Here is a 17,042-nt window from a genome sequence, read left to right on the forward strand (position 1 = left end):
TTCTCAGCCCTCAGAGGTCCTTGCGAACCCTTCCGCCACCTTCAGGAAGATGTCGTTCGCCTCGGTCTCCCCGACCGTCACGCGCACACCCTCACCCGGGAACGGCCGGATCACCACGCCCGCCTGCTCACACGCCTCCGCGAACGCGACCGTGCGCTCCCCCAGCCGCAGCCACACGAAGTTGGCCTGGGTCTCCGGCACCGTCCACCCCTGGGCGCGCAGCCCGTCGACCACCCGCGTGCGCTCACACACCAGCGAGCCGACCCGGCCGAGTAGTTCGTCCTCGGCCCGCAGCGAGGCGATCGCCGCCTCCTGCGCGAGTTGGCTCACGCCGAACGGCACCGCCGTCTTGCGCAGCGCCGCCGCCACCGGCTCGTGGGCGACGGCGAACCCGACCCGCAGGCCGGCGAGGCCGTACGCCTTGGAGAAGGTCCGCAGGACGCAGACGTTGGGCCGGTCTCGGTAGAGCTCGATGCCGTCCGGCACCTCGGAGTCGCGTATGAACTCGCGGTAGGCCTCGTCGAGCACCACCAGCACATCACCGGGGACCCGGTCGAGGAAGCGCTCCAGCTCCGGCCTCCGCACGACCGTGCCGGTCGGGTTGTTGGGGTTGCAGACGAAGATCAGCCGAGTCCGGTCGGTGATCGCGTCCGCCATCGCGTCGAGGTCGTGCACATCACCGGACGTCAGCGGCACCTGCACCGACGTCGCGCCGCTGATCTGCGTGATGATCGGGTACGCCTCGAAGGACCGCCAGGCGTAGATGACCTCGTCACCGGGGCCGGAGGTGGCTTGGATCAACTGCTGGGCGACCCCGACCGACCCGGTACCGGTGGACAGGTGGGACAGAGGCACCCCGAACCGCTCGGACAGCTCGTTCATCAGCGCCGTACAGGCCATGTCCGGGTAGCGGTTGAAGGTACGGGCCGCCGCCGTCACCGTCTCCAGCACGCCCGGCAGCGGCGGGTAGGGGTTCTCGTTGGAGGACAGCTTGTAGGCCACCGGCCCGCCTGTCGCGGCGGGCTTGCCCGGCTTGTAGGTGGGGATCCCCTCCAGCTCGGCGCGCAGCTTGGGGCTCGTCTCGCTCACCGCAGTCCTCCTTGTGAAGACCGGCGGCCCATGACCGCCGCCGACATCCAATACTCCTCACCTTATGAGGATTCGGCACCCCTGCGTACAGCCGCGACGGAGCGACCGGTGTCGGCCGCCCCCGTCCCGACCGGCATCAAGGGCATCGGCGTCCCAAGGCGTACGAATCAGGGGGCGCGCCGTACATATATCTATGCGCCGGTAGTGCACGCCCTGGCGCGCATCCCCCGTGCAGGTGAGTTGAGACCTCTTCGCAACCTCGGCCACTTGGCAGGCCCGCACGCGCCGACACGTCACGTACTGGCATGGGAGCATTCAACGCCCTTGTTTTCCAAAGCACTTGGACCTTTCTGATCATGCAGAAACGTGCCTGTCAACGCGTGCATATGCGTCCGCACTACCCCACCGCATGAGCCCTACTATCGGCTCGCCATGACAGCAGCAGGGAAGCACCAGGTGAGCCGCGCGGAAACCTCACGGCGAGGCAGTCGGCCAGGTCGGGCGGGCATCAGAGACGTGGCCGCCGCCGCCGGAGTCTCCATCACGACCGTCTCCGACGCCCTCAACGGCAAGGGCAGGCTCCCGGACGCCACCCGGCGCCATGTCCGCGAGGTCGCCGACCGGCTGGGCTACCGCCCCTCGGCCGCCGCCCGGACCCTCCGCACCGGCAAGTCGGGACTCATCGGCCTGACCGTGACCACGTACGGGGATGAACCTTTCACCTTCACCGAGTTCGCGTACTTCGCCGAGATGGCGCGGGCCGCCACCTCCGCCGCGCTCGCCCGCGGCTACGCCCTCGTCATCCTGCCCGCCACCTCCCGTCACGACGTGTGGTCGAACGTCGCCCTGGACGGCACGGTCGTCATCGACCCCTCCGACCAGGACCCGGTGGTCAGCGAGCTCGTCCGGCAGGGGCTTCCGGTCGTCTCCGACGGGCGCCCGGCCGGCGCGCTGCCGGTCACGGCCTGGGTCGACAACGACCACGAGGCCGCCGTGCTCGGCATCCTCGACCACCTGGCCGACGCCGGCGCCCGCCGTATCGGCCTGCTGACCGGCACGACGACGGACACCTACACCCACCTGTCGACCACCGCGTACCTGCGCTGGTGCGAGCGCGTCGGCCAGGATCCGGTGTACGAGGCCTACCCGGCGCACGATCCGTGCGCGGGCGCCGTCGCCGCCGACCGGCTGCTCGCCCGGCCCGACCGGCCCGACGCGGTCTACGGACTGTTCGACCCCAACGGCACCGACCTGCTCGCCGCCGCCCGCCGCTACGGTCTGCGCGTCCCGGACGACCTGCTGCTCGTCTGCTGCAGCGAGTCCACGGTGTACGCCAACACCGAGCCGCCGGTCACCACGCTCTCCCTGAAGCCGCGGCGCATCGGCACGGCGGTGGTGCAACTCCTCATCGACGCCATCGAGGGAGTCGAATCGGACCACCCGGTGGAGCAGGTGATACCGACGGAGCTGATCGTGCGCACGTCGTCCCAGCGACGACCGCCGCGAACGACGGTCAGCGCCCCGCGGTCACCCGAGGAGACGTAGGTCCCGCTCCCGGGTGAGGGGAAGGTCGCACTCTGGGGAGAAACAGGGCCGGTCTCCCGGAGAGAAGGGATCGTTCTCGCAAAGAGAAGAAGAGCGAGGACGGTCACACGGTGGTCGAAGCCGGGCCCAATCGGGGCGAAAGCCACGGTGAACTGGAGTCTTGCTCTGATTCACCACCCCTGGGTCATCACATGGCGCGATCCGCATTCCTATGATGGGCCCACGACACCGGCGGGCCGCTACGACCAGGCAGTCCGATGCGGTGCAGATGCGGCGCGATGGTGGAGGGGTCGATGACTCAGGGGGCCGGTCAGGGACCCGAGGTGGAGCGGACGGCGACGTTGCGCGACTTCCGAGTGCCCGCGTACGTCCACGAGACCGGTCCGTACGTCCACAGCGTCCACGCCGACGAGGTCGCCCCGCCGCCCGCGGAGACCTACCCCGAGGGCTACACGCCGACCCAGCGCGACCTTCCTGTCGTCAACCGGGGCGACACTGTCCAGGTGACCGTCGAACCGGAGACCGCCGCCCCGCAGGCCACCACCGGGCAGGGCCCGCTGTACGTCGTGGGCGACGTGCACGGCTACCTCGACCAGCTCGTGGCCGCCCTCCAGGAGAAGGGCCTGCTCGACGCCGCCGGCAACTGGTGCGCGGGCACGGCCCGACTGTGGTTCCTCGGCGACTTCACCGATCGCGGCCCGGACGGTATCGGCGTCATCGACCTGGTGATGCGGCTGTCCGCCGAGGCCGCCGCGGCCGGCGGTTACTGCAAGGCGCTCATGGGCAACCACGAGCTGCTGCTGCTCGGCGCCAAGCGGTTCGGCGACACCCCCGTCAACTCCGGCGCGGGCACCGCCACCTTCCAGGCGGCCTGGCTGCTCAACGGCGGCCAGAAGACCGACATGGACCGCCTCCAGGACCACCACCTGCAATGGATGGCCCGACTGGACGCCGTCGAGGAGGTCGACGGCCACCTGCTCGTGCACTCCGACACCACCGCCTACCTCGACTACGGCCGGTCCATCGAAGAGGTGAACGACACCGTCCGCGAGACGCTCACGCGCAACGACGCGGACGAGGTCTGGGACCTGTTCCGCAAGTTCACCAAGCGGTTCTCCTTCCGCGACGAGGGCGGCGCGGACGCCGTGCGCTCCCTGCTCGATACGTACGGCGGTACCCGCATCGTTCACGGCCACAGCCCGATTCCGTATCTGCTGGGCGAGGCCGGCGCCGAGGAGGACGAGGAGACCAGCGACCCCGTCGTCGAGGGGCCGCACGTCTACGCCGACGGACTCGCCATCGCGATGGACGGCGGCGTGACGATGGCCGGAAAGCTGCTGGTCCAGCAACTGCCGCTGGCTACGTGAACGTTCACCGGTCAGGAGTCCCCCGTCGTGGGACCGGGCCGGTGAGGGCCCAATTTCGGTAAACCCCCTGTCACCGCATACCGTCACCGCTCTACCATCGGCTTATCCGTAGCAGGCTCCCCTCCGTTTCTGCCCGACGGCTCGTCAGCATGCCGAGCCCCAAGCCCTACGGAGCATCGGGGGATGCACATGAACAGCGTTCCGCAGCACCTGCTGAGCGAGGACCGCCAGGAATACGAGCGGATCCTCGATGAGGCGCTGCGCTCCGCACCACACCGTCCGGAACTCGCCGCTGTCGAACAGCGGCTCAACCCCGAACAACTGCGCACCATGGCGCTGAACGCCACCGCGCTCATCACGGTGGCCGCGTCGGCCGAGTACCAGCACTACGTCAAGGTCCGCGACGAACTCCGCCAGCCGGCGTCGCCCGCCTCGTCGTCCGTGCGCGCGTCCGGTTCCTCCGAGCCGGGCACGGGCGCGGCGGGACTCGCCGCCGCAATGGGGGAGGTCGCCGCCGAGACCGCCGGCGCGGGCGCCGTCGCCGTCGTCGCCGTTCTCGCGCCCGTCCTGGCGGGAACCGCAGCGGCGATCTTCCTGCTCGTCGGCTACATCCTGCAGATGCTCGACCCCGAGCAGGGGTTCGCCCGGACCATGCTCACCACGGGGTGGGTGTTCGGTGCCGTGACCGCGGTCGCGATCCTCGTCGCGGCGGTGGGACTGCTGCTGACCGCCCTGCGCAACAAGCCGACGGCCGAAGGCGGTCCGTACGGCGAGCTGCAGAGGGAGGTGGACCAGGCCAGGGAGGACTGGCGCAAGGCACTGGTGGAGCGCGGCATCCTGCCCTTCCTGCGGGAAGCACTCGCCGCCCCGGACGCAGCCGCCGCGCTGCACCACACCTCCCCCTCCGCGCCGGTCAGCCGCATGCCGCATCTCGGCTACGACCGCCCGGGTTTCACCAGCCCGGACGACGGCAGCCGCGGCTCACGGCCGAGCTTCAGCAGCCCGGACTACACCAGCCCGGACTTCGGAGGCCCGGAACACCAGCCGGAGTAGCCGTCGGTGCCCGCCCTTGCGAGCGCCCGCCGGCTTGCGCTCCCCCGTGTGAAGACACTTCGGGGAGCGCAAGCCGAGCATCCGGCCCGGCGGTTGCCTCCGTCCGGGCGCCTGTCGTGTCGCCCGGATCAGTCCGCGATCGGCAGGTACACGCGGTTGCCGCTGGCCGCGAACTCCTTCGACTTCTGGGCCATGCCCTCCTCGATCTCGGTCCGGGTGCCGCCGTGTTCACGGCGGATGTCCTGCGAGATCTTCATGCTGCAGAACTTGGGACCGCACATCGAGCAGAAGTGAGCCGTCTTGGCCGGCTCGGCGGGCAGGGTCTCGTCGTGGAAGTCCCGTGCCGTGTCGGGGTCGAGAGCCAGGTTGAACTGGTCCTCCCACCGGAACTCGAAACGGGCGTCGGACAGGGCGTCGTCCCACTCCTGGGCACCCGGGTGCCCCTTGGCGAGGTCGGCCGCGTGGGCGGCGATCTTGTACGTGATGACGCCGGTCTTGACGTCGTCACGGTTGGGCAGGCCCAGATGCTCCTTGGGGGTGACGTAACACAGCATCGCCGTGCCCCACCAAGCGATCATCGCGGCGCCGATGCCGGAGGTGATGTGGTCGTACGCCGGCGCGACGTCCGTGGTCAGCGGGCCGAGCGTATAGAACGGAGCCTCATCGCAGATCTCCTGCTGAAGGTCGATGTTCTCCTTGATCTTGTGCATCGGGACATGGCCCGGGCCCTCGATCATGGTCTGAACGTGGAAACGCTTCGCGATCCGGTTGAGTTCCCCGAGCGTCCTCAACTCCGCGAACTGCGCCTCGTCGTTGGCGTCCGCGATCGAGCCGGGACGCAGGCCGTCGCCGAGCGAGTACGTGACGTCGTACGCGGCGAGGATCTCGCAGAGCTCCTCGAAGTTCTCGTACAGGAACGACTCCTTGTGGTGCGCCAGGCACCAGGCGGCCATGATCGAGCCGCCGCGGGAGACGATGCCGGTCTTGCGGTTGGCCGTGAGCGGCACGTATGCCAGGCGCACGCCCGCGTGGACCGTCATGTAGTCCACGCCCTGCTCGGCCTGTTCGATGACCGTGTCCTTGTAGATCTCCCAGGTCAGCTCCTCGGCCCGGCCGTCGACCTTCTCCAGGGCCTGGTAGAGCGGCACGGTGCCGATGGGCACGGGGGAGTTGCGCAGCACCCACTCACGCGTGGTGTGGATGTTGCGGCCGGTGGACAGGTCCATGACCGTGTCGGCGCCCCAGCGGGTCGCCCAGGTCATCTTCTCGACCTCCTCCTCGATGGAGGACGTCACGGCCGAGTTGCCGATGTTGGCGTTGACCTTCACCAGGAACCGCTTGCCGATGATCATCGGCTCGATCTCCGGGTGGTTGACGTTGGCCGGCAGCACCGCCCGGCCCGCCGCGATCTCGTCGCGGACGACCTCGGGCGAGACGTTCTCCCGGATGGCCACGTACTCCATCTCGGGCGTGATCTCCCCTCGGCGGGCGTAGGCGAGCTGTGTGACCGCCTTGCCGTCCCTGCTGCGGCGCGGCTGGCGCGGCCGGCCGGGGAAGACGGCGTCGAGGTTACGGAGGCCGCCGCGGGGCGAGGTGTGCTTGATGCCGTCGTCCTCGGGACGGACAGGGCGGCCCGCGTACTCCTCGGTGTCGCCGCGGGCGGTGATCCAGTTCTCCCGCAGCGGCGACAAGCCCCTGCGGACGTCGGTCTCCACGAGTGGATCGGTGTACGGGCCCGACGTGTCGTACAGCGTGACCGACTGCCCGTTGGTGAGGTGCACCTGACGGACAGGCACGCGCAGGTCGGGACGGGTGCCCTCGACATACGCCTTGTGCCAGCCGATGGACTTCCCGGCCTCCTCGGACTGAGCGTCCCGAACGGAGGCAGGCGTGCGTGCGTCCTTGTTGGTCATGAGACCTACTCCCTACGCCGGCATTACCCGGTAACAGGTTCGGCGGTCGACGCAGCGGCTTCCGTCCTCCGACGTTCCGTGTGAAACATCACTCGACTTCGGTGATGTTTCATGTGAAACATCGCTGGGACGGAGGTCAGCGCCCTCTCAGCCCGGTGCTCCGAGCTCCCGCGTGTACAAAAAGGTGCCCCCACGCTAGCGGCAATTCTGGCGCGGTGAACAGAGGGCCCCCCTCGTTCTTGCGATGATCGGTCGGTGACCACGACGCAACGCCCCCCTTACCCACCGTCCGAGCCGCCCCGCGGTTCCGGCGCCGGAAACGGCAACGGCAACGGTCGGGGAGACGACCATGACTTCGCCGCCGGGGCCGGGCAGGAGCCTCCCCGGGGGCCGGAGCAGGGGCCTGCCCAAGAGCAGGGGTACAGACCGGCTCGGGGTCAGAGGCACGGCTACGGGCAGGGGCCTGCCCAAGAGCAGGGCCGGGGGCCTGCCCGGGGTCAAGGGCCCGGGTACGAGTCGGTTGCGGCTTTCGGGTCCGGGCCCGGATCCGGTGGCGAGCGCGGGTCCGACTCCGACCGTGGGTACGGTTCCGGCCCCCCGGGTGGGTACGGACCCGGCCGCGGCCAGGGTGCCGGGTTTGGCGGTGGACACGGCTCAGGCCCCACTGGCGGCCAGGGCCCGCGCCCAGGGGGCGGCGAGGGCCCTGGCCCAGGGGACGGCCACGGTGCCGGTCCCGGCGGCGGCCACGGTTCCGGTCCCGGCGGAGGTGACGGGCACGGAGACGGACACGGCTCCGGCTCGGCACCGGGTGGCGGGCACGGCCACTCGCACAACCACGGTCCGGCCGCACCCGTTTCCCTCCATCTCCGCAAGGTCATCGCGGCGATCCTGATCCCGTTCGCCGCTGCCGTGCTGGTCGGTCTCGCCGTCCTGTGGCCGGGCGGCGCCCCGCCGCACGAGCGCACCGGCGTCGGCTTCGACCGGCAGACCCAGCAGGCGACGGTCACCAAGGTCGTGGAGGTGAGCTGCGAGGAGGCCGGTGCCCAGGGGGTTCCGCCGACGGGCGACACCTCCACCGCCGAGGGGTCCTCCGCGGTGCAGCAGGAGAAGGGCACCTGCAAGCGGGCGACCATCCGGGTGGACAGCGGCGACGACAAGGGCCGCACCTTCACCGAGATCGTCCAGCCCGACCAGTCCCGCCAGCTGCACGAGGGCCAGGAGGTCGTGGTCGCCTACGAGCCCTCCGCGCCCAGGGACCTGCAGTACTCGGTCACCGACATCAACCGCCGCCTGCCCATGGGACTGCTCGCCGGCATCTTCGCGCTCGCCGTCGTGGTCGTCGGGCGGCTGCGAGGTGTCATGGCCCTCGTCGCGCTGGCCATCAGCTTCCTGGTGCTGAACTTCTTCGTCCTGCCCGCGATCCTGCAGGGCTCGAACCCGCTGCTGGTGGCGGTGGTCGGCTCGAGCGCCATCATGCTCATCGCCCTGTACCTGTGTCACGGACTGTCCGCCCGGACATCCGTGGCCGTGCTGGGCACCCTGATCTCGCTGCTGCTGATCGGCGTTCTCGGCTCGCAGTTCATCGGCTGGGCCGCGCTCACCGGCAACACCGACGACAACACCGGCCTGATCCACGGCCTCTACCCGACGATCGACATGAGCGGTCTGCTGCTCGCCGGCGTCATCATCGGCTCGCTCGGCGTGCTCGACGACGTGACGGTCACGCAGACCTCGGCGGTCTGGGAGCTGCACGAGGCCAACCCGTCGATGGGCTGGCGGGGCCTCTACCGCGCGGGCATCCGTATCGGCCGCGACCACATCGCATCGGTCGTCAACACCCTCGTCCTCGCCTACGCGGGTGCCGCGCTGCCGCTGCTGCTGCTGTTCTCCATCGCCCAGAGCAGTGTGGGGACGGTCGCCAACAGCGAGCTGGTCGCCGAGGAGATCGTGCGCACGCTGGTCGGTTCGATCGGCCTGGTCGCCTCGGTGCCGGTCACCACCGCCCTGGCGGCGCTGGTGGTCTCGGCCGACCGCCCGGGAACGGAGCCCGCCGCGGAGGCTTCCGCGGCCCCGGCGCGTGGGGGAAGGGGTCGGCGCCGCAAGCGCTGACGCGTCCCGGCCGAACACGTCTGCCCCTTCGGCACGCCCTTCCGCACGAGAGCCCCTCCGAGGAAGAAGCGTTCCTGCACCGCCCGGGGACCGCCGGTGAAGCGTTACTCCACCGTGCCGCCCGGCCGGTGTCTCAGCCGGCGCCCTGTTCCGCGAGGATGCGGTCCAGGGCCTCGTCGAGGTGGGCGTCGAAGTCGGCGAGCGAGCCCTCCTGCCCCAGCGGAACCAGCTTGTCGGTCCGGTCGAGGAAGGCCACGAGCGGTGCCGTCGAGGACCGGAACAACGCCTGGTCGTTGCCCACCTGAAGCCGGATCAGCACCTCGCCCAGCGCGTCCGGTTCGACGGGCGTGACCCGCACGTCGCCCTCCCCGCACGGCCGGCCGACCCCGTCGATCAGCAATTCCCGCCCGAAAGCCCACGTCACCGGGGCATCACCCGGCAAGTGGAACGTCAGCCGAACGGCATAGGGATCACTGGTCTCATAGCGCAGCTCCACCGGAATGCGGAACGAGAGCTCCTCGGACACGAGAAAGCTCATCATGACCTCTGCCTGTACGGACTCGCGCATCGCTAACCCCGTCATTCGCCGTCGACTGGCCGGGTATGAACCTCTGACACTGGGAGGAATCTTGCTGAACGTACACAGCAGATCACAAGGAGTGAGTTTTCACATACTGATAGAGAGCGCCAGCGAGCCGAGCATTCGCCCGATCTCGGCCTGCAACTGCCGGGCCGCCGGCAGCAACCGGTCCTCCTGGTGGGCGGGCAGGGAGATGGCCATTGTCGCGGCCGTCGTGCCGAGCGTGAGCGGAATCGCCGCGCAGACCGCGCCGAGCGCGTACTCCTGACCTTCGGTCACCGGCTCCATCCGCCGGATCCGCTCCAGCCGCCTCAGCAGGCTGTGGTTGTCCCGGACGGTGTACGGCGTGAGGGGCTGCACCGGGTAGCGGGCGAGGTGGTCGCGCCGGGCCTCCTCGTCGAGCTGGGACAGCAGGCACTGCCCGACGGCGTGCGCGTGCCCCGTCTCGCGGAAGTCGGCCCACTCCTCGACCGCCGGGTTGCCGGGGGTGTCGGAGACGCACATGACCTCGATCTCGCCCTCGCGGTACACCGCGTAGTACACCGGTACGCCGAGCACGTCCCGCCAGTGCGCGAGCGCGTCAACGACCTTGCTGCGACGTTTCTGCCGCGCTCCGCTGCTGCTCAGCCGCTCGGCCGCCTCGCCGAGAAAGAACAGGCCCTTGTCGCGGCGCAGATAGCCCTCGTGCACGAGGGTGCGCAGCAGGTGATACGTCGTGGGCAGCGCCAGCCCCGTCTCGCGGGCCAGTTGCTTGGCCGGGGCGCCGTACTCGTGCCCGGCGACGGTCTCCAGCAGGCGCATGGCGCGCTGTACGGACCCGATGAGGGTCGCCGGAGGCGGTGGTCCGGCGGGCGGCAGTGGCGGAGTGGGTGCCGCCGAGCGGGGTTGCGCGGGGACCGTGTGCAGGTGGACAGGGGCGGTGTCAGCGGGGACCAAGGGTCACTCCCGGAGCGCGAGGGGGAGACCGTGCGGGGGACACGGTGGGGTGTACGGCGCTCGCGGGGATGTCCCCGCGTCGAGTTCCGGACTCTATTCGTCAGCCACCGCGCGCAGACGGCCCCGCCGGGAAACTTCCCTCGCCCGAGGGAACCGGTGATGCGAGGCGTTTCCCACTACCCCCACCGGTTTCCCATCCACCTCACCAGTCGCTGCGGGAGGACGAACTCGACGTGAACTTCCGTACGACGTAGATCAGTCCGCCGACCAGCGCCACGAAGACCAGCACCTTGAAGAGCAGTCCGATGACGAAGCCGACCACACTGGCGATCAGCCCGCCGAACACGACCAGGGCGATGACCGGCACCGCGATCCACTTCACCCACCACGGCAGTCCCGCGAAGATCTCTCGCATCGCCCTCGTCCTTACCTTCCCGCCCGTTCGAGTGCCGGGTTTTGTCGGTCTTGCGGATCTCTGATGTCCTGCACTCGATGCTAGGTCCGCGAGGGGCCCGGCGGGGGCCTCGCACCCCTTGTCCTCCCCTGACCGATCCCCTAGGGAACCCGGAGACGCCGCGTCACCTCTCCGGCGGAGAGAAGACCACCAGGACCCTCAGGTCCTCGGTGATGTGGTGGAACTTGTGGGCGACGCCCGCCGGTACGTAGACCACGCTTCCGCGCGCCACCTGGGTCGTCTCCAGGCCGACGGTGATCGCGGCCCGGCCGCTCACGACGAAGTAGACCTCGTCCTGATTGTGCGGCTTCTGTGGATCCTGGTCGCCCGCGTCAAGGGCGTACAGACCGACCGACATGTTCTGCTCCCGGAGAAACTGCAGATAGGCGCCCTCGTTGGCGGCGCGCTCCGCCTCCAGTTCGTCCAGCCGGAATGCCTTCATCGCCTTGTCCGCCCCTGCCTCTTGTGCCCATGTCCGATCAGGTCTGCCACGATCAGACACATGAAGAATTTCCTAGTCAAGACGATCGCCAACGCGGGTGCCCTGGCGGTCGCCGTGTGGCTGCTCGACAAGATCACCCTGACCGGTGACAGCACGGGCAAGGAAGTCGGCACGCTGATCATCGTGGCGCTGATCTTCGGCCTGGTGAACTTCCTGGTCAAGCCGGTCGTCAAGCTGCTGAGCCTGCCGCTGCTGATCCTGACGCTCGGTCTGTTCACCCTGGTCGTCAACGCGCTGATGCTGCTGCTCACCTCGTGGCTGGCCGACCAGCTCGACCTGAGCTTCCACGTGGACGGCTTCTGGACGGCCGTCCTGGGCGGCCTGATCATCTCGGTCGTCTCCTGGGCGCTGAACGTCGTCCTGCCCGACGGGGACTGAGCGGCATGACGTACCGCGTCTGCTTCGTCTGCACGGGCAACATCTGCCGCTCCCCGATGGCTGAGATCGTCTTCCGCGCGCGCGTTGCGGAGGCCGGTCTCGACGGCCTGGTGGAGACCGACAGCGCCGGCACGGGCGGCTGGCACGAGGGCGACGGCGCCGACCCGCGCACGGTGGCCGTCCTCGATCGGAACGGTTACGCCACCGGCCACACGGCCCGGCAGTTCCAGCCCTCGTGGTTCGCCCGCCTCGACCTGGTGATCGCCCTCGATTCCGGCCATCTCGCGGCGCTGCGCCGCCTCGCGCCGACGGAGCAGGACGCGCGGAAGGTGCGACTGCTGCGCTCGTACGACCCCGCCGCCGGCGGCGACCTCGAGGTGCCGGACCCGTACTACGGGGGTGCGGAGGGCTTCGAGGAGTGCCTTGGGATGGTGGAGGCGGCGAGCGCCGGTCTGCTCGCCGCGGTGCGCGAGGACATGGAAGGACGAGTGGCATGAGCGAAGCCGCGACGGGTGACGCCGGTGGAGTGACGGGCGACGCGGCCCGGGCGACGCCCGACGCGGACCGTTCGAGGACCACCGCGGGCCGACCGGCGGCCCCGTCGGGGCAGACGGGGACCGGCTCGGGCCAGGCGGTCGCGGGCGCCGGGGACGGCACGCGAGCGGTGCGGGCCGGGCTGCCCGAGCCGGTGAAGTACGAGCCGACCCTGCCCGGCCCCGTGTTCGCCGCCCACTTCCACCTGCCGGGCGACCCCACCGGCCCGTACACCTACGGCCGGGACGAGAACCCGACCTGGACGCTGCTGGAGCGCGCCATCGGCGAGCTGGAGGCACCCGGCCAGGACGATGTCGAGACGATCGCCTTCGCCTCCGGCATGGCCGCGATCTCGGCGGTGCTCTTCTCCCAGCTGCGCACCGGTGAAGTGTGCGTCCTGCCCGACGACGGTTACCAGGCGCTGCCCCTGGCCCGCGCCCAGCTGGAGGCGTACGGCATCGAGGTGCGCACCGCGCCGACCGGCGGCGATGCCCAGCTCGACGTCCTGGACGGCGCGAAGCTGCTGTGGATCGAGACCCCGTCGAACCCCGGACTCGACGTGTGCGACATCAGGCGGCTCGCCGAGGCGGCACACGCGCGTGGTGCCCTGGTGGCGGTCGACAACACCCTCGCGACCCCGCTCGGCCAGCGTCCCCTGGAGCTCGGCGCCGACTTCGCCGTGGCCAGCGGTACCAAGCAGCTCACCGGCCACGGTGACGTCCTCCTGGGCTACGTCGTCGGCCGCGACGCCAGGGCCATGGCCGCCGTACGCCGCTGGCGCAAGATCGTCGGCGCGATTCCCGGGCCCATGGAGGCCTGGCTCGCGCACCGTTCGATCGCGACGCTGCAGATGCGGGTCGACCGGCAGTGTGCGACGGCCCTGACGGTCGCCGAGGCGCTGCGCGAGCGGCCCGAGGTGACCGGGCTGCGCTACCCCGGCCTCCCCGACGACCCCTCGCACAAGATCGCCTCACAGCAGATGCGGCGCTACGGGTGCGTGGTGTCGTTCACGCTGCCCACGCGCGGGCACGCCGACCGTTTCCTCGACGCGCTGCGGCTCGTGGACGACGCGACGAGCTTCGGCGGATTGCGCTCCACGGCGGAGCGGCGCGGACGCTGGGGCGGGGACGCGGTGCCGGAGGGCTTCATCCGCCTGTCGGTCGGCGCGGAGGACCCTGAGGACCTGGTGGCGGACGTACTGCGCGCGTTGGACGCGTCGGCTGTGTGATCCCCTACGGACGGTCCGAGCCTCCCCCCCTCGTGGCTCGGACCGTCCCCCGGTTCCGCGCGCAAGAACCGCGTGACCAAGGCTAGTTGACTGTCTGTCAGTGTCCAATCACGGTAGCGACAGAGACCTATCGACTTATTTATAGTTGGGCACGGCCGGGAAGCCGGGAGCGAGGGCCGACGAGGGGAGAGTGTGCGGTGGATCTGGCCTTGCTGCGGACCTTCGTGACCGTGCACCGGGCCGGCTCCTTCACCCGCGCCGCCGCCCTGCTGGGTCTCTCCCAGCCGGCCGTCACCTCGCAGATCCGGACGCTGGAACGGCAGCTGGGCCGGCCCTTGTTCCTGCGGCAGGCCCGTGGCGTGACCCCGACCAGCATCGGCGACGAGCTCGCCCACAAGGCCGCCCCGCATCTCGACGCTCTCGTGGAGATCACGGAGACCGGCCCCGACGACGACTCCTCCTTACGGACGCTGCACCTCGCCGGACCTCCGGAGTTCACCGCCGAACGAGCCCTGCCCGCCCTCACGGAACTGACCGGTGAGGACGGCCAGGGCTTCGCTCTGCGCGCATCCTTCGGGAACGCCGAGGAAACACTGGAAGGGCTTGCTGCCGGGCATCACGATCTGGCCATCAGCACGGCCCGGCCACGCGGCGCCCTGCTCAAGGCGACTGCGCTCTGCGACGAGGAGCATGTCCTGGTCGCTGCCCCGCGCTGGGCCGACCAGCTCGGCGTCGGGGAGCAGGACAGCAAGCCCGAACCGGCCCTGGAGCAGGTGCCCGTGGTGGAGGTGCACGAGTCGCTGCCCTTCGTCTCCCGCTACTGGGCCTCCGTCTTCGACTCGCGCCCGGCCGCGCCGGGCACGGTCGTCGTACCCGACCTGCGCGCGGTCCTGGCGTGCGCCGTCGCGGGGGCGGGGTTGGCGGTGCTGCCCCGGTATCTGTGCGCAGCCGCTTTGGAGCGGGGTGACATCGTCGCCCTGCACGCGCCGACGGTGCCTCCGCTGCGGACGTACTTCCTGGTGGTGCGGACCGGGACACTGGCGATGCCCCATATCGCGCGGGCGCACGAGTGGTTGCAGAGGGCAGCGGGCGATTGGTGCTGAGGCGCGCGGGACACCGCCTCACTCCAGGAGACCGGCCGGTCACATTTCGCGATGTTTCACGTGGAACCAGCCGGGCCACATTTCCCCCATGACCGTCCGACCCGTGGTCAAGCGCACCGCCCGCGCCATTCTCCTGGACGGTGACGACCTGATCCTGATCAAGCGCACCAAGCCGGGCATGGATCCCTACTGGCTCACCCCCGGTGGCGGCGTCGAGCCCGACGACCCGACCGTCGTCGACGCCCTGCACCGAGAGGTGTACGAGGAACTCGGCGCCAAGATCACCGACGTGGTGCCCTGCTTCGTCGACACCGTGGAGCACATCGGGGACGACGGCGGCGCGACCGGCGTGAAGGTGCAGCACTTCTTCGTCTGCCACCTGGCGTCCATGGACCCCTCCCTCCGCCACGGCCCCGAGGTGGACGAGCCTGTCGGCGAGTACGAGATCGTGCGTGTGCCCTTCACCCGGGTCGGGATCGCCTCCGTCCATCTCGTCCCGCTGTCGCTGCGGCACTACCTGGACGGCAACATCGAGGGCGTGCGCGCCATGCACGCCCCTGATCTGGGCTGAACCGGCTGATCAGTTCCCGGCCGCGACCAGTTCCTCGACGGAGTCGTGCCGTATGCGGTCCGACGGGATGCCGAGGTCCCTCAGGGTGTCCACACCGCTGCGGATCATCCCGGGCGGGCCCGAGAGATAGGCGTCGAACTCGTTCCAGGGCCCGAAGGCGCGGATCGCGTCGGGAAGCTGCTGCTGAGCGTGCTGGTCGATGATCGCGCGAACCGAGAGCCAGGGGTGGGTCTGCTGGAGGCGGAGCATCGTGTGGATGTCGTACAGGTCGTGGTCGGTGCGGGCACCGTAGAAGACCTCGACCGGCCGGCGCTCCCCGTGCTCGGCGACGTCCTCGACCAGGGCCTTGATGGGCGCTATGCCGGTGCCGCCGCCCAGGCAGAGCAGACCGCTGTCGGTGGTGTGGTCCACGGTCATGACACCGGCGGGCGGGCCGAGCCTGATGACGTCGCCGGGGCGGGCGCGGTGCACCAAGGCGTTGGAGACCCAGCCCGCCGGGACGGCCTTCACGTGGAACGACAGCAGACCGTCGGAGCGGGGCGCCGAGGCGAAGGAGTAGTGCCGCCAGATCCGCGGCCACCAAGGGGTCTCCAGGCTCGTGTACTGCCCGGCGAGGAAGGGGTACGGCTGGTCGGGGCGGACGGTGACGACCGCGACGTCCGAGGTTCTCAGGTCGTGCGTGACGATCTCGGCGTACCACCAGGCCGGAGCACGCAGTTCGTCCGCGGCCGCCGCATCGATCATGATCTGGGAGATCGTGGTGTACGCCCGAACCCAGGCCGCCTCGATGTCCTCGTTCCAGACAGCGGCGGCGTACTTGCTCAACGCGCCGATGAGGCATTCACCGACGGCCGGGTAGTGCTCGGCCCGCGTTCCGTACTTCCGATGTCCCCGGCCGAGGTTCTGCAGGTAGTCGACGAGAACGTCGGTGTTGTCGATGTGCTCGGCGGCCGTGAGCAGCGCCTTGAGCAGCCGGTCCCGCTGGGTGTCCATCGCGGCCGGGAACAGCGACCGCAGGTCGGGGTGGCGGACGAAGAGCAGGGCGTAGAAGTACGACGTCACCTTGTCGGCCACGGGGGCCACCTCGGCCATGACACGGCGGATGAGAAGGGCGTCGGGGGACGCCTCCTCGGCCCCGGCGTCGGCGGCCGGCCCCGGGGGCGATGCGAGGGCGTGCCGCTGAGCGGGAACGCGCGGCTCCGCGGCAGCAGTTGCGGGGGAGGCGAACGGCGTCGGGCTGAGCGCTGTGGGCAGGGGGCCTGTCGCCGAGGCAGCGGCGAGGCTCGAGGCCGCGGGAGAGAGGGTGCGCTGCGCGGCGGTGGAGGCTGGTATCGCGCCCAGGGATGGGGCCTCCTGGTCAGACGCACCGGTGCTCGCGTCGGCGCCGGTCGAGACAGGTGGGGCGGGTGGGGCGGCCATGCCGTCTGTCGGCGCCTCCGGATCTGTGGTGCGTCTGCCCACCGGGCGTATCGCGGCCGGTCGACGCCCTTCTGCCGTCCCGGATTCGCCGTCGGGCGCCGTCGTCGGCTTGTTGCGGGGCGTGAACCAGCCGCCCCCGCCGCCAGAAGTGCCGTTGTCGGCAGACGTGGTGGTCGGAGCGTCCATGGTGTGCCTCGCCTCGAGCATCTTTCGGTCGGTCTGCGCACTTCCCCAGTGGGAAGGTGCCTGCTTTCCCCCGTG

17 protein-coding genes are annotated in these 17,042 nt (G+C 70.2%); 9 read left to right on the plus strand and 8 right to left on the minus strand.

All coding sequences use genetic code 11. From position 1 onward, the window contains the following. Nucleotides 1-3: 3 nt before the first annotated feature. Nucleotides 4-1,089 (minus strand): histidinol-phosphate transaminase, encoded by a 1,086-nt coding sequence (hisC, locus tag ACWD1U_RS07595; protein WP_451105323.1) that lies wholly within the window; start codon nt 1,087-1,089, stop codon nt 4-6. A 432-nt stretch (nt 1,090-1,521) separates the two neighbouring features. Between hisC and ACWD1U_RS07600 the strand changes: the two genes are divergently transcribed. The 3 genes from ACWD1U_RS07600 to ACWD1U_RS07610 all read left to right on the plus strand — a co-directional run bounded on the left by ACWD1U_RS07600 (nt 1,522) and on the right by ACWD1U_RS07610 (nt 5,054). Continuing rightward, complete coding sequence (locus ACWD1U_RS07600; protein WP_451105325.1) at nt 1,522-2,634, plus strand: LacI family DNA-binding transcriptional regulator; 1,113 nt, start codon at nt 1,522-1,524, stop codon at nt 2,632-2,634. 278 nt (nt 2,635-2,912) lie between these two features. Then, the gene (locus ACWD1U_RS07605; protein WP_451105327.1) at nt 2,913-4,001 is read left to right on the plus strand and encodes a metallophosphoesterase family protein; all 1,089 of its coding nucleotides are present in this window, start codon (nt 2,913-2,915) and stop codon (nt 3,999-4,001) included. Between the two features lie 183 nt (nt 4,002-4,184). Then, nucleotides 4,185-5,054 carry a hypothetical protein gene (locus ACWD1U_RS07610; RefSeq protein ID WP_451105329.1) on the plus strand — a complete coding sequence of 290 codons (870 nt, stop codon included), beginning with the start codon at nt 4,185-4,187 and terminating at the stop codon, nt 5,052-5,054. A 128-nt stretch (nt 5,055-5,182) separates the two neighbouring features. On the opposite strand, the gene thiC is transcribed toward ACWD1U_RS07610, so the two are convergent. Continuing rightward, on the minus strand, nt 5,183-6,967 hold the full coding sequence (thiC, locus tag ACWD1U_RS07615; protein WP_451105331.1) for a phosphomethylpyrimidine synthase ThiC: 1,785 nt from the start codon (nt 6,965-6,967) through the stop codon (nt 5,183-5,185). Nucleotides 6,968-7,621: 654 nt separating this feature from the next. Beyond that, nucleotides 7,622-7,756, minus strand: a complete 135-nt coding sequence (locus tag ACWD1U_RS07620; RefSeq protein ID WP_451105333.1) for a hypothetical protein — start codon at nt 7,754-7,756, stop codon at nt 7,622-7,624. Nucleotides 7,757-7,876: 120 nt separating this feature from the next. Between ACWD1U_RS07620 and ACWD1U_RS07625 the strand changes: the two genes are divergently transcribed. Beyond that, nucleotides 7,877-9,076, plus strand: coding sequence for a YibE/F family protein (locus ACWD1U_RS07625; RefSeq protein ID WP_451105335.1), 1,200 nt, complete (start codon nt 7,877-7,879; stop codon nt 9,074-9,076). 133 nt (nt 9,077-9,209) lie between these two features. On the opposite strand, the gene ACWD1U_RS07630 is transcribed toward ACWD1U_RS07625, so the two are convergent. From ACWD1U_RS07630 to ACWD1U_RS07645, 4 genes are all read right to left on the minus strand, one after another. Next, nucleotides 9,210-9,644 (minus strand): SsgA family sporulation/cell division regulator, encoded by a 435-nt coding sequence (locus ACWD1U_RS07630; RefSeq protein WP_451105337.1) that lies wholly within the window; start codon nt 9,642-9,644, stop codon nt 9,210-9,212. A gap of 99 nt (nt 9,645-9,743) precedes the next feature. Next, nucleotides 9,744-10,592, minus strand: a complete 849-nt coding sequence (locus tag ACWD1U_RS07635; RefSeq protein WP_451105339.1) for an IclR family transcriptional regulator — start codon at nt 10,590-10,592, stop codon at nt 9,744-9,746. Between the two features lie 202 nt (nt 10,593-10,794). Continuing rightward, the gene (locus tag ACWD1U_RS07640) at nt 10,795-11,007 is read right to left on the minus strand and encodes a DUF5326 family protein (RefSeq protein ID WP_030048440.1); all 213 of its coding nucleotides are present in this window, start codon (nt 11,005-11,007) and stop codon (nt 10,795-10,797) included. Nucleotides 11,008-11,170: 163 nt separating this feature from the next. Beyond that, nucleotides 11,171-11,488: a cupin domain-containing protein gene (locus ACWD1U_RS07645; protein WP_451105340.1), complete on the minus strand. Its 318-nt coding sequence runs from the start codon at nt 11,486-11,488 to the stop codon at nt 11,171-11,173. A 60-nt stretch (nt 11,489-11,548) separates the two neighbouring features. Between ACWD1U_RS07645 and ACWD1U_RS07650 the strand changes: the two genes are divergently transcribed. The 5 genes from ACWD1U_RS07650 (at nt 11,549) to ACWD1U_RS07670 (ending at nt 15,362) form a co-directional block, all read left to right on the plus strand. Then, nucleotides 11,549-11,926, plus strand: coding sequence for a phage holin family protein (locus tag ACWD1U_RS07650; protein ID WP_451105342.1), 378 nt, complete (start codon nt 11,549-11,551; stop codon nt 11,924-11,926). A 5-nt stretch (nt 11,927-11,931) separates the two neighbouring features. Continuing rightward, nucleotides 11,932-12,423, plus strand: a complete 492-nt coding sequence (locus tag ACWD1U_RS07655; protein WP_451105344.1) for a low molecular weight protein-tyrosine-phosphatase — start codon at nt 11,932-11,934, stop codon at nt 12,421-12,423. Further along, the gene (locus ACWD1U_RS07660) at nt 12,420-13,688 is read left to right on the plus strand and encodes a cystathionine gamma-lyase (protein ID WP_451105346.1); all 1,269 of its coding nucleotides are present in this window, start codon (nt 12,420-12,422) and stop codon (nt 13,686-13,688) included. Before ACWD1U_RS07655 ends, ACWD1U_RS07660 begins: the two co-directional genes overlap by 4 nt. A gap of 197 nt (nt 13,689-13,885) precedes the next feature. Then, entirely contained in the window at nt 13,886-14,791 is a 906-nt protein-coding gene (locus tag ACWD1U_RS07665) for a LysR family transcriptional regulator (protein WP_451105348.1), read from the plus strand. 88 nt (nt 14,792-14,879) lie between these two features. Next, on the plus strand, nt 14,880-15,362 hold the full coding sequence (locus ACWD1U_RS07670) for an NUDIX domain-containing protein (protein WP_451105350.1): 483 nt from the start codon (nt 14,880-14,882) through the stop codon (nt 15,360-15,362). 9 nt (nt 15,363-15,371) lie between these two features. Here ACWD1U_RS07670 and ACWD1U_RS07675 read toward each other — a convergent pair whose 3' ends face one another. Continuing rightward, nucleotides 15,372-16,967: a globin domain-containing protein gene (locus ACWD1U_RS07675; protein ID WP_451105352.1), complete on the minus strand. Its 1,596-nt coding sequence runs from the start codon at nt 16,965-16,967 to the stop codon at nt 15,372-15,374. Nucleotides 16,968-17,042 lie beyond the last annotated feature (75 nt).

The sequence above is a fragment of the Streptomyces sp. NPDC002788 genome, assembly GCF_053592115.1.

What these genes read in the sequence shown, in the direction of transcription:
- ACWD1U_RS07655 (WP_451105344.1), top strand. Translation starts at nt 11,932, where the DNA reads ATGACGTACCGCGTCTGCTTCGTCTGCACGGGCAACATCTGCCGCTCC.
- ACWD1U_RS07630 (WP_451105337.1), bottom strand. Translation starts at nt 9,644, where the DNA reads ATGCGCGAGTCCGTACAGGCAGAGGTCATGATGAGCTTTCTCGTGTCC.
- ACWD1U_RS07660 (WP_451105346.1), top strand. Translation starts at nt 12,420, where the DNA reads ATGAGCGAAGCCGCGACGGGTGACGCCGGTGGAGTGACGGGCGACGCG.
- thiC (WP_451105331.1), bottom strand. Translation starts at nt 6,967, where the DNA reads ATGACCAACAAGGACGCACGCACGCCTGCCTCCGTTCGGGACGCTCAG.
- ACWD1U_RS07605 (WP_451105327.1), top strand. Translation starts at nt 2,913, where the DNA reads ATGGTGGAGGGGTCGATGACTCAGGGGGCCGGTCAGGGACCCGAGGTG.
- ACWD1U_RS07675 (WP_451105352.1), bottom strand. Translation starts at nt 16,967, where the DNA reads ATGGACGCTCCGACCACCACGTCTGCCGACAACGGCACTTCTGGCGGC.
- ACWD1U_RS07650 (WP_451105342.1), top strand. Translation starts at nt 11,549, where the DNA reads ATGAAGAATTTCCTAGTCAAGACGATCGCCAACGCGGGTGCCCTGGCG.
- ACWD1U_RS07600 (WP_451105325.1), top strand. Translation starts at nt 1,522, where the DNA reads ATGACAGCAGCAGGGAAGCACCAGGTGAGCCGCGCGGAAACCTCACGG.
- ACWD1U_RS07640 (WP_030048440.1), bottom strand. Translation starts at nt 11,007, where the DNA reads ATGCGAGAGATCTTCGCGGGACTGCCGTGGTGGGTGAAGTGGATCGCG.
- ACWD1U_RS07610 (WP_451105329.1), top strand. Translation starts at nt 4,185, where the DNA reads ATGCACATGAACAGCGTTCCGCAGCACCTGCTGAGCGAGGACCGCCAG.
- ACWD1U_RS07645 (WP_451105340.1), bottom strand. Translation starts at nt 11,488, where the DNA reads ATGAAGGCATTCCGGCTGGACGAACTGGAGGCGGAGCGCGCCGCCAAC.
- ACWD1U_RS07670 (WP_451105350.1), top strand. Translation starts at nt 14,880, where the DNA reads ATGACCGTCCGACCCGTGGTCAAGCGCACCGCCCGCGCCATTCTCCTG.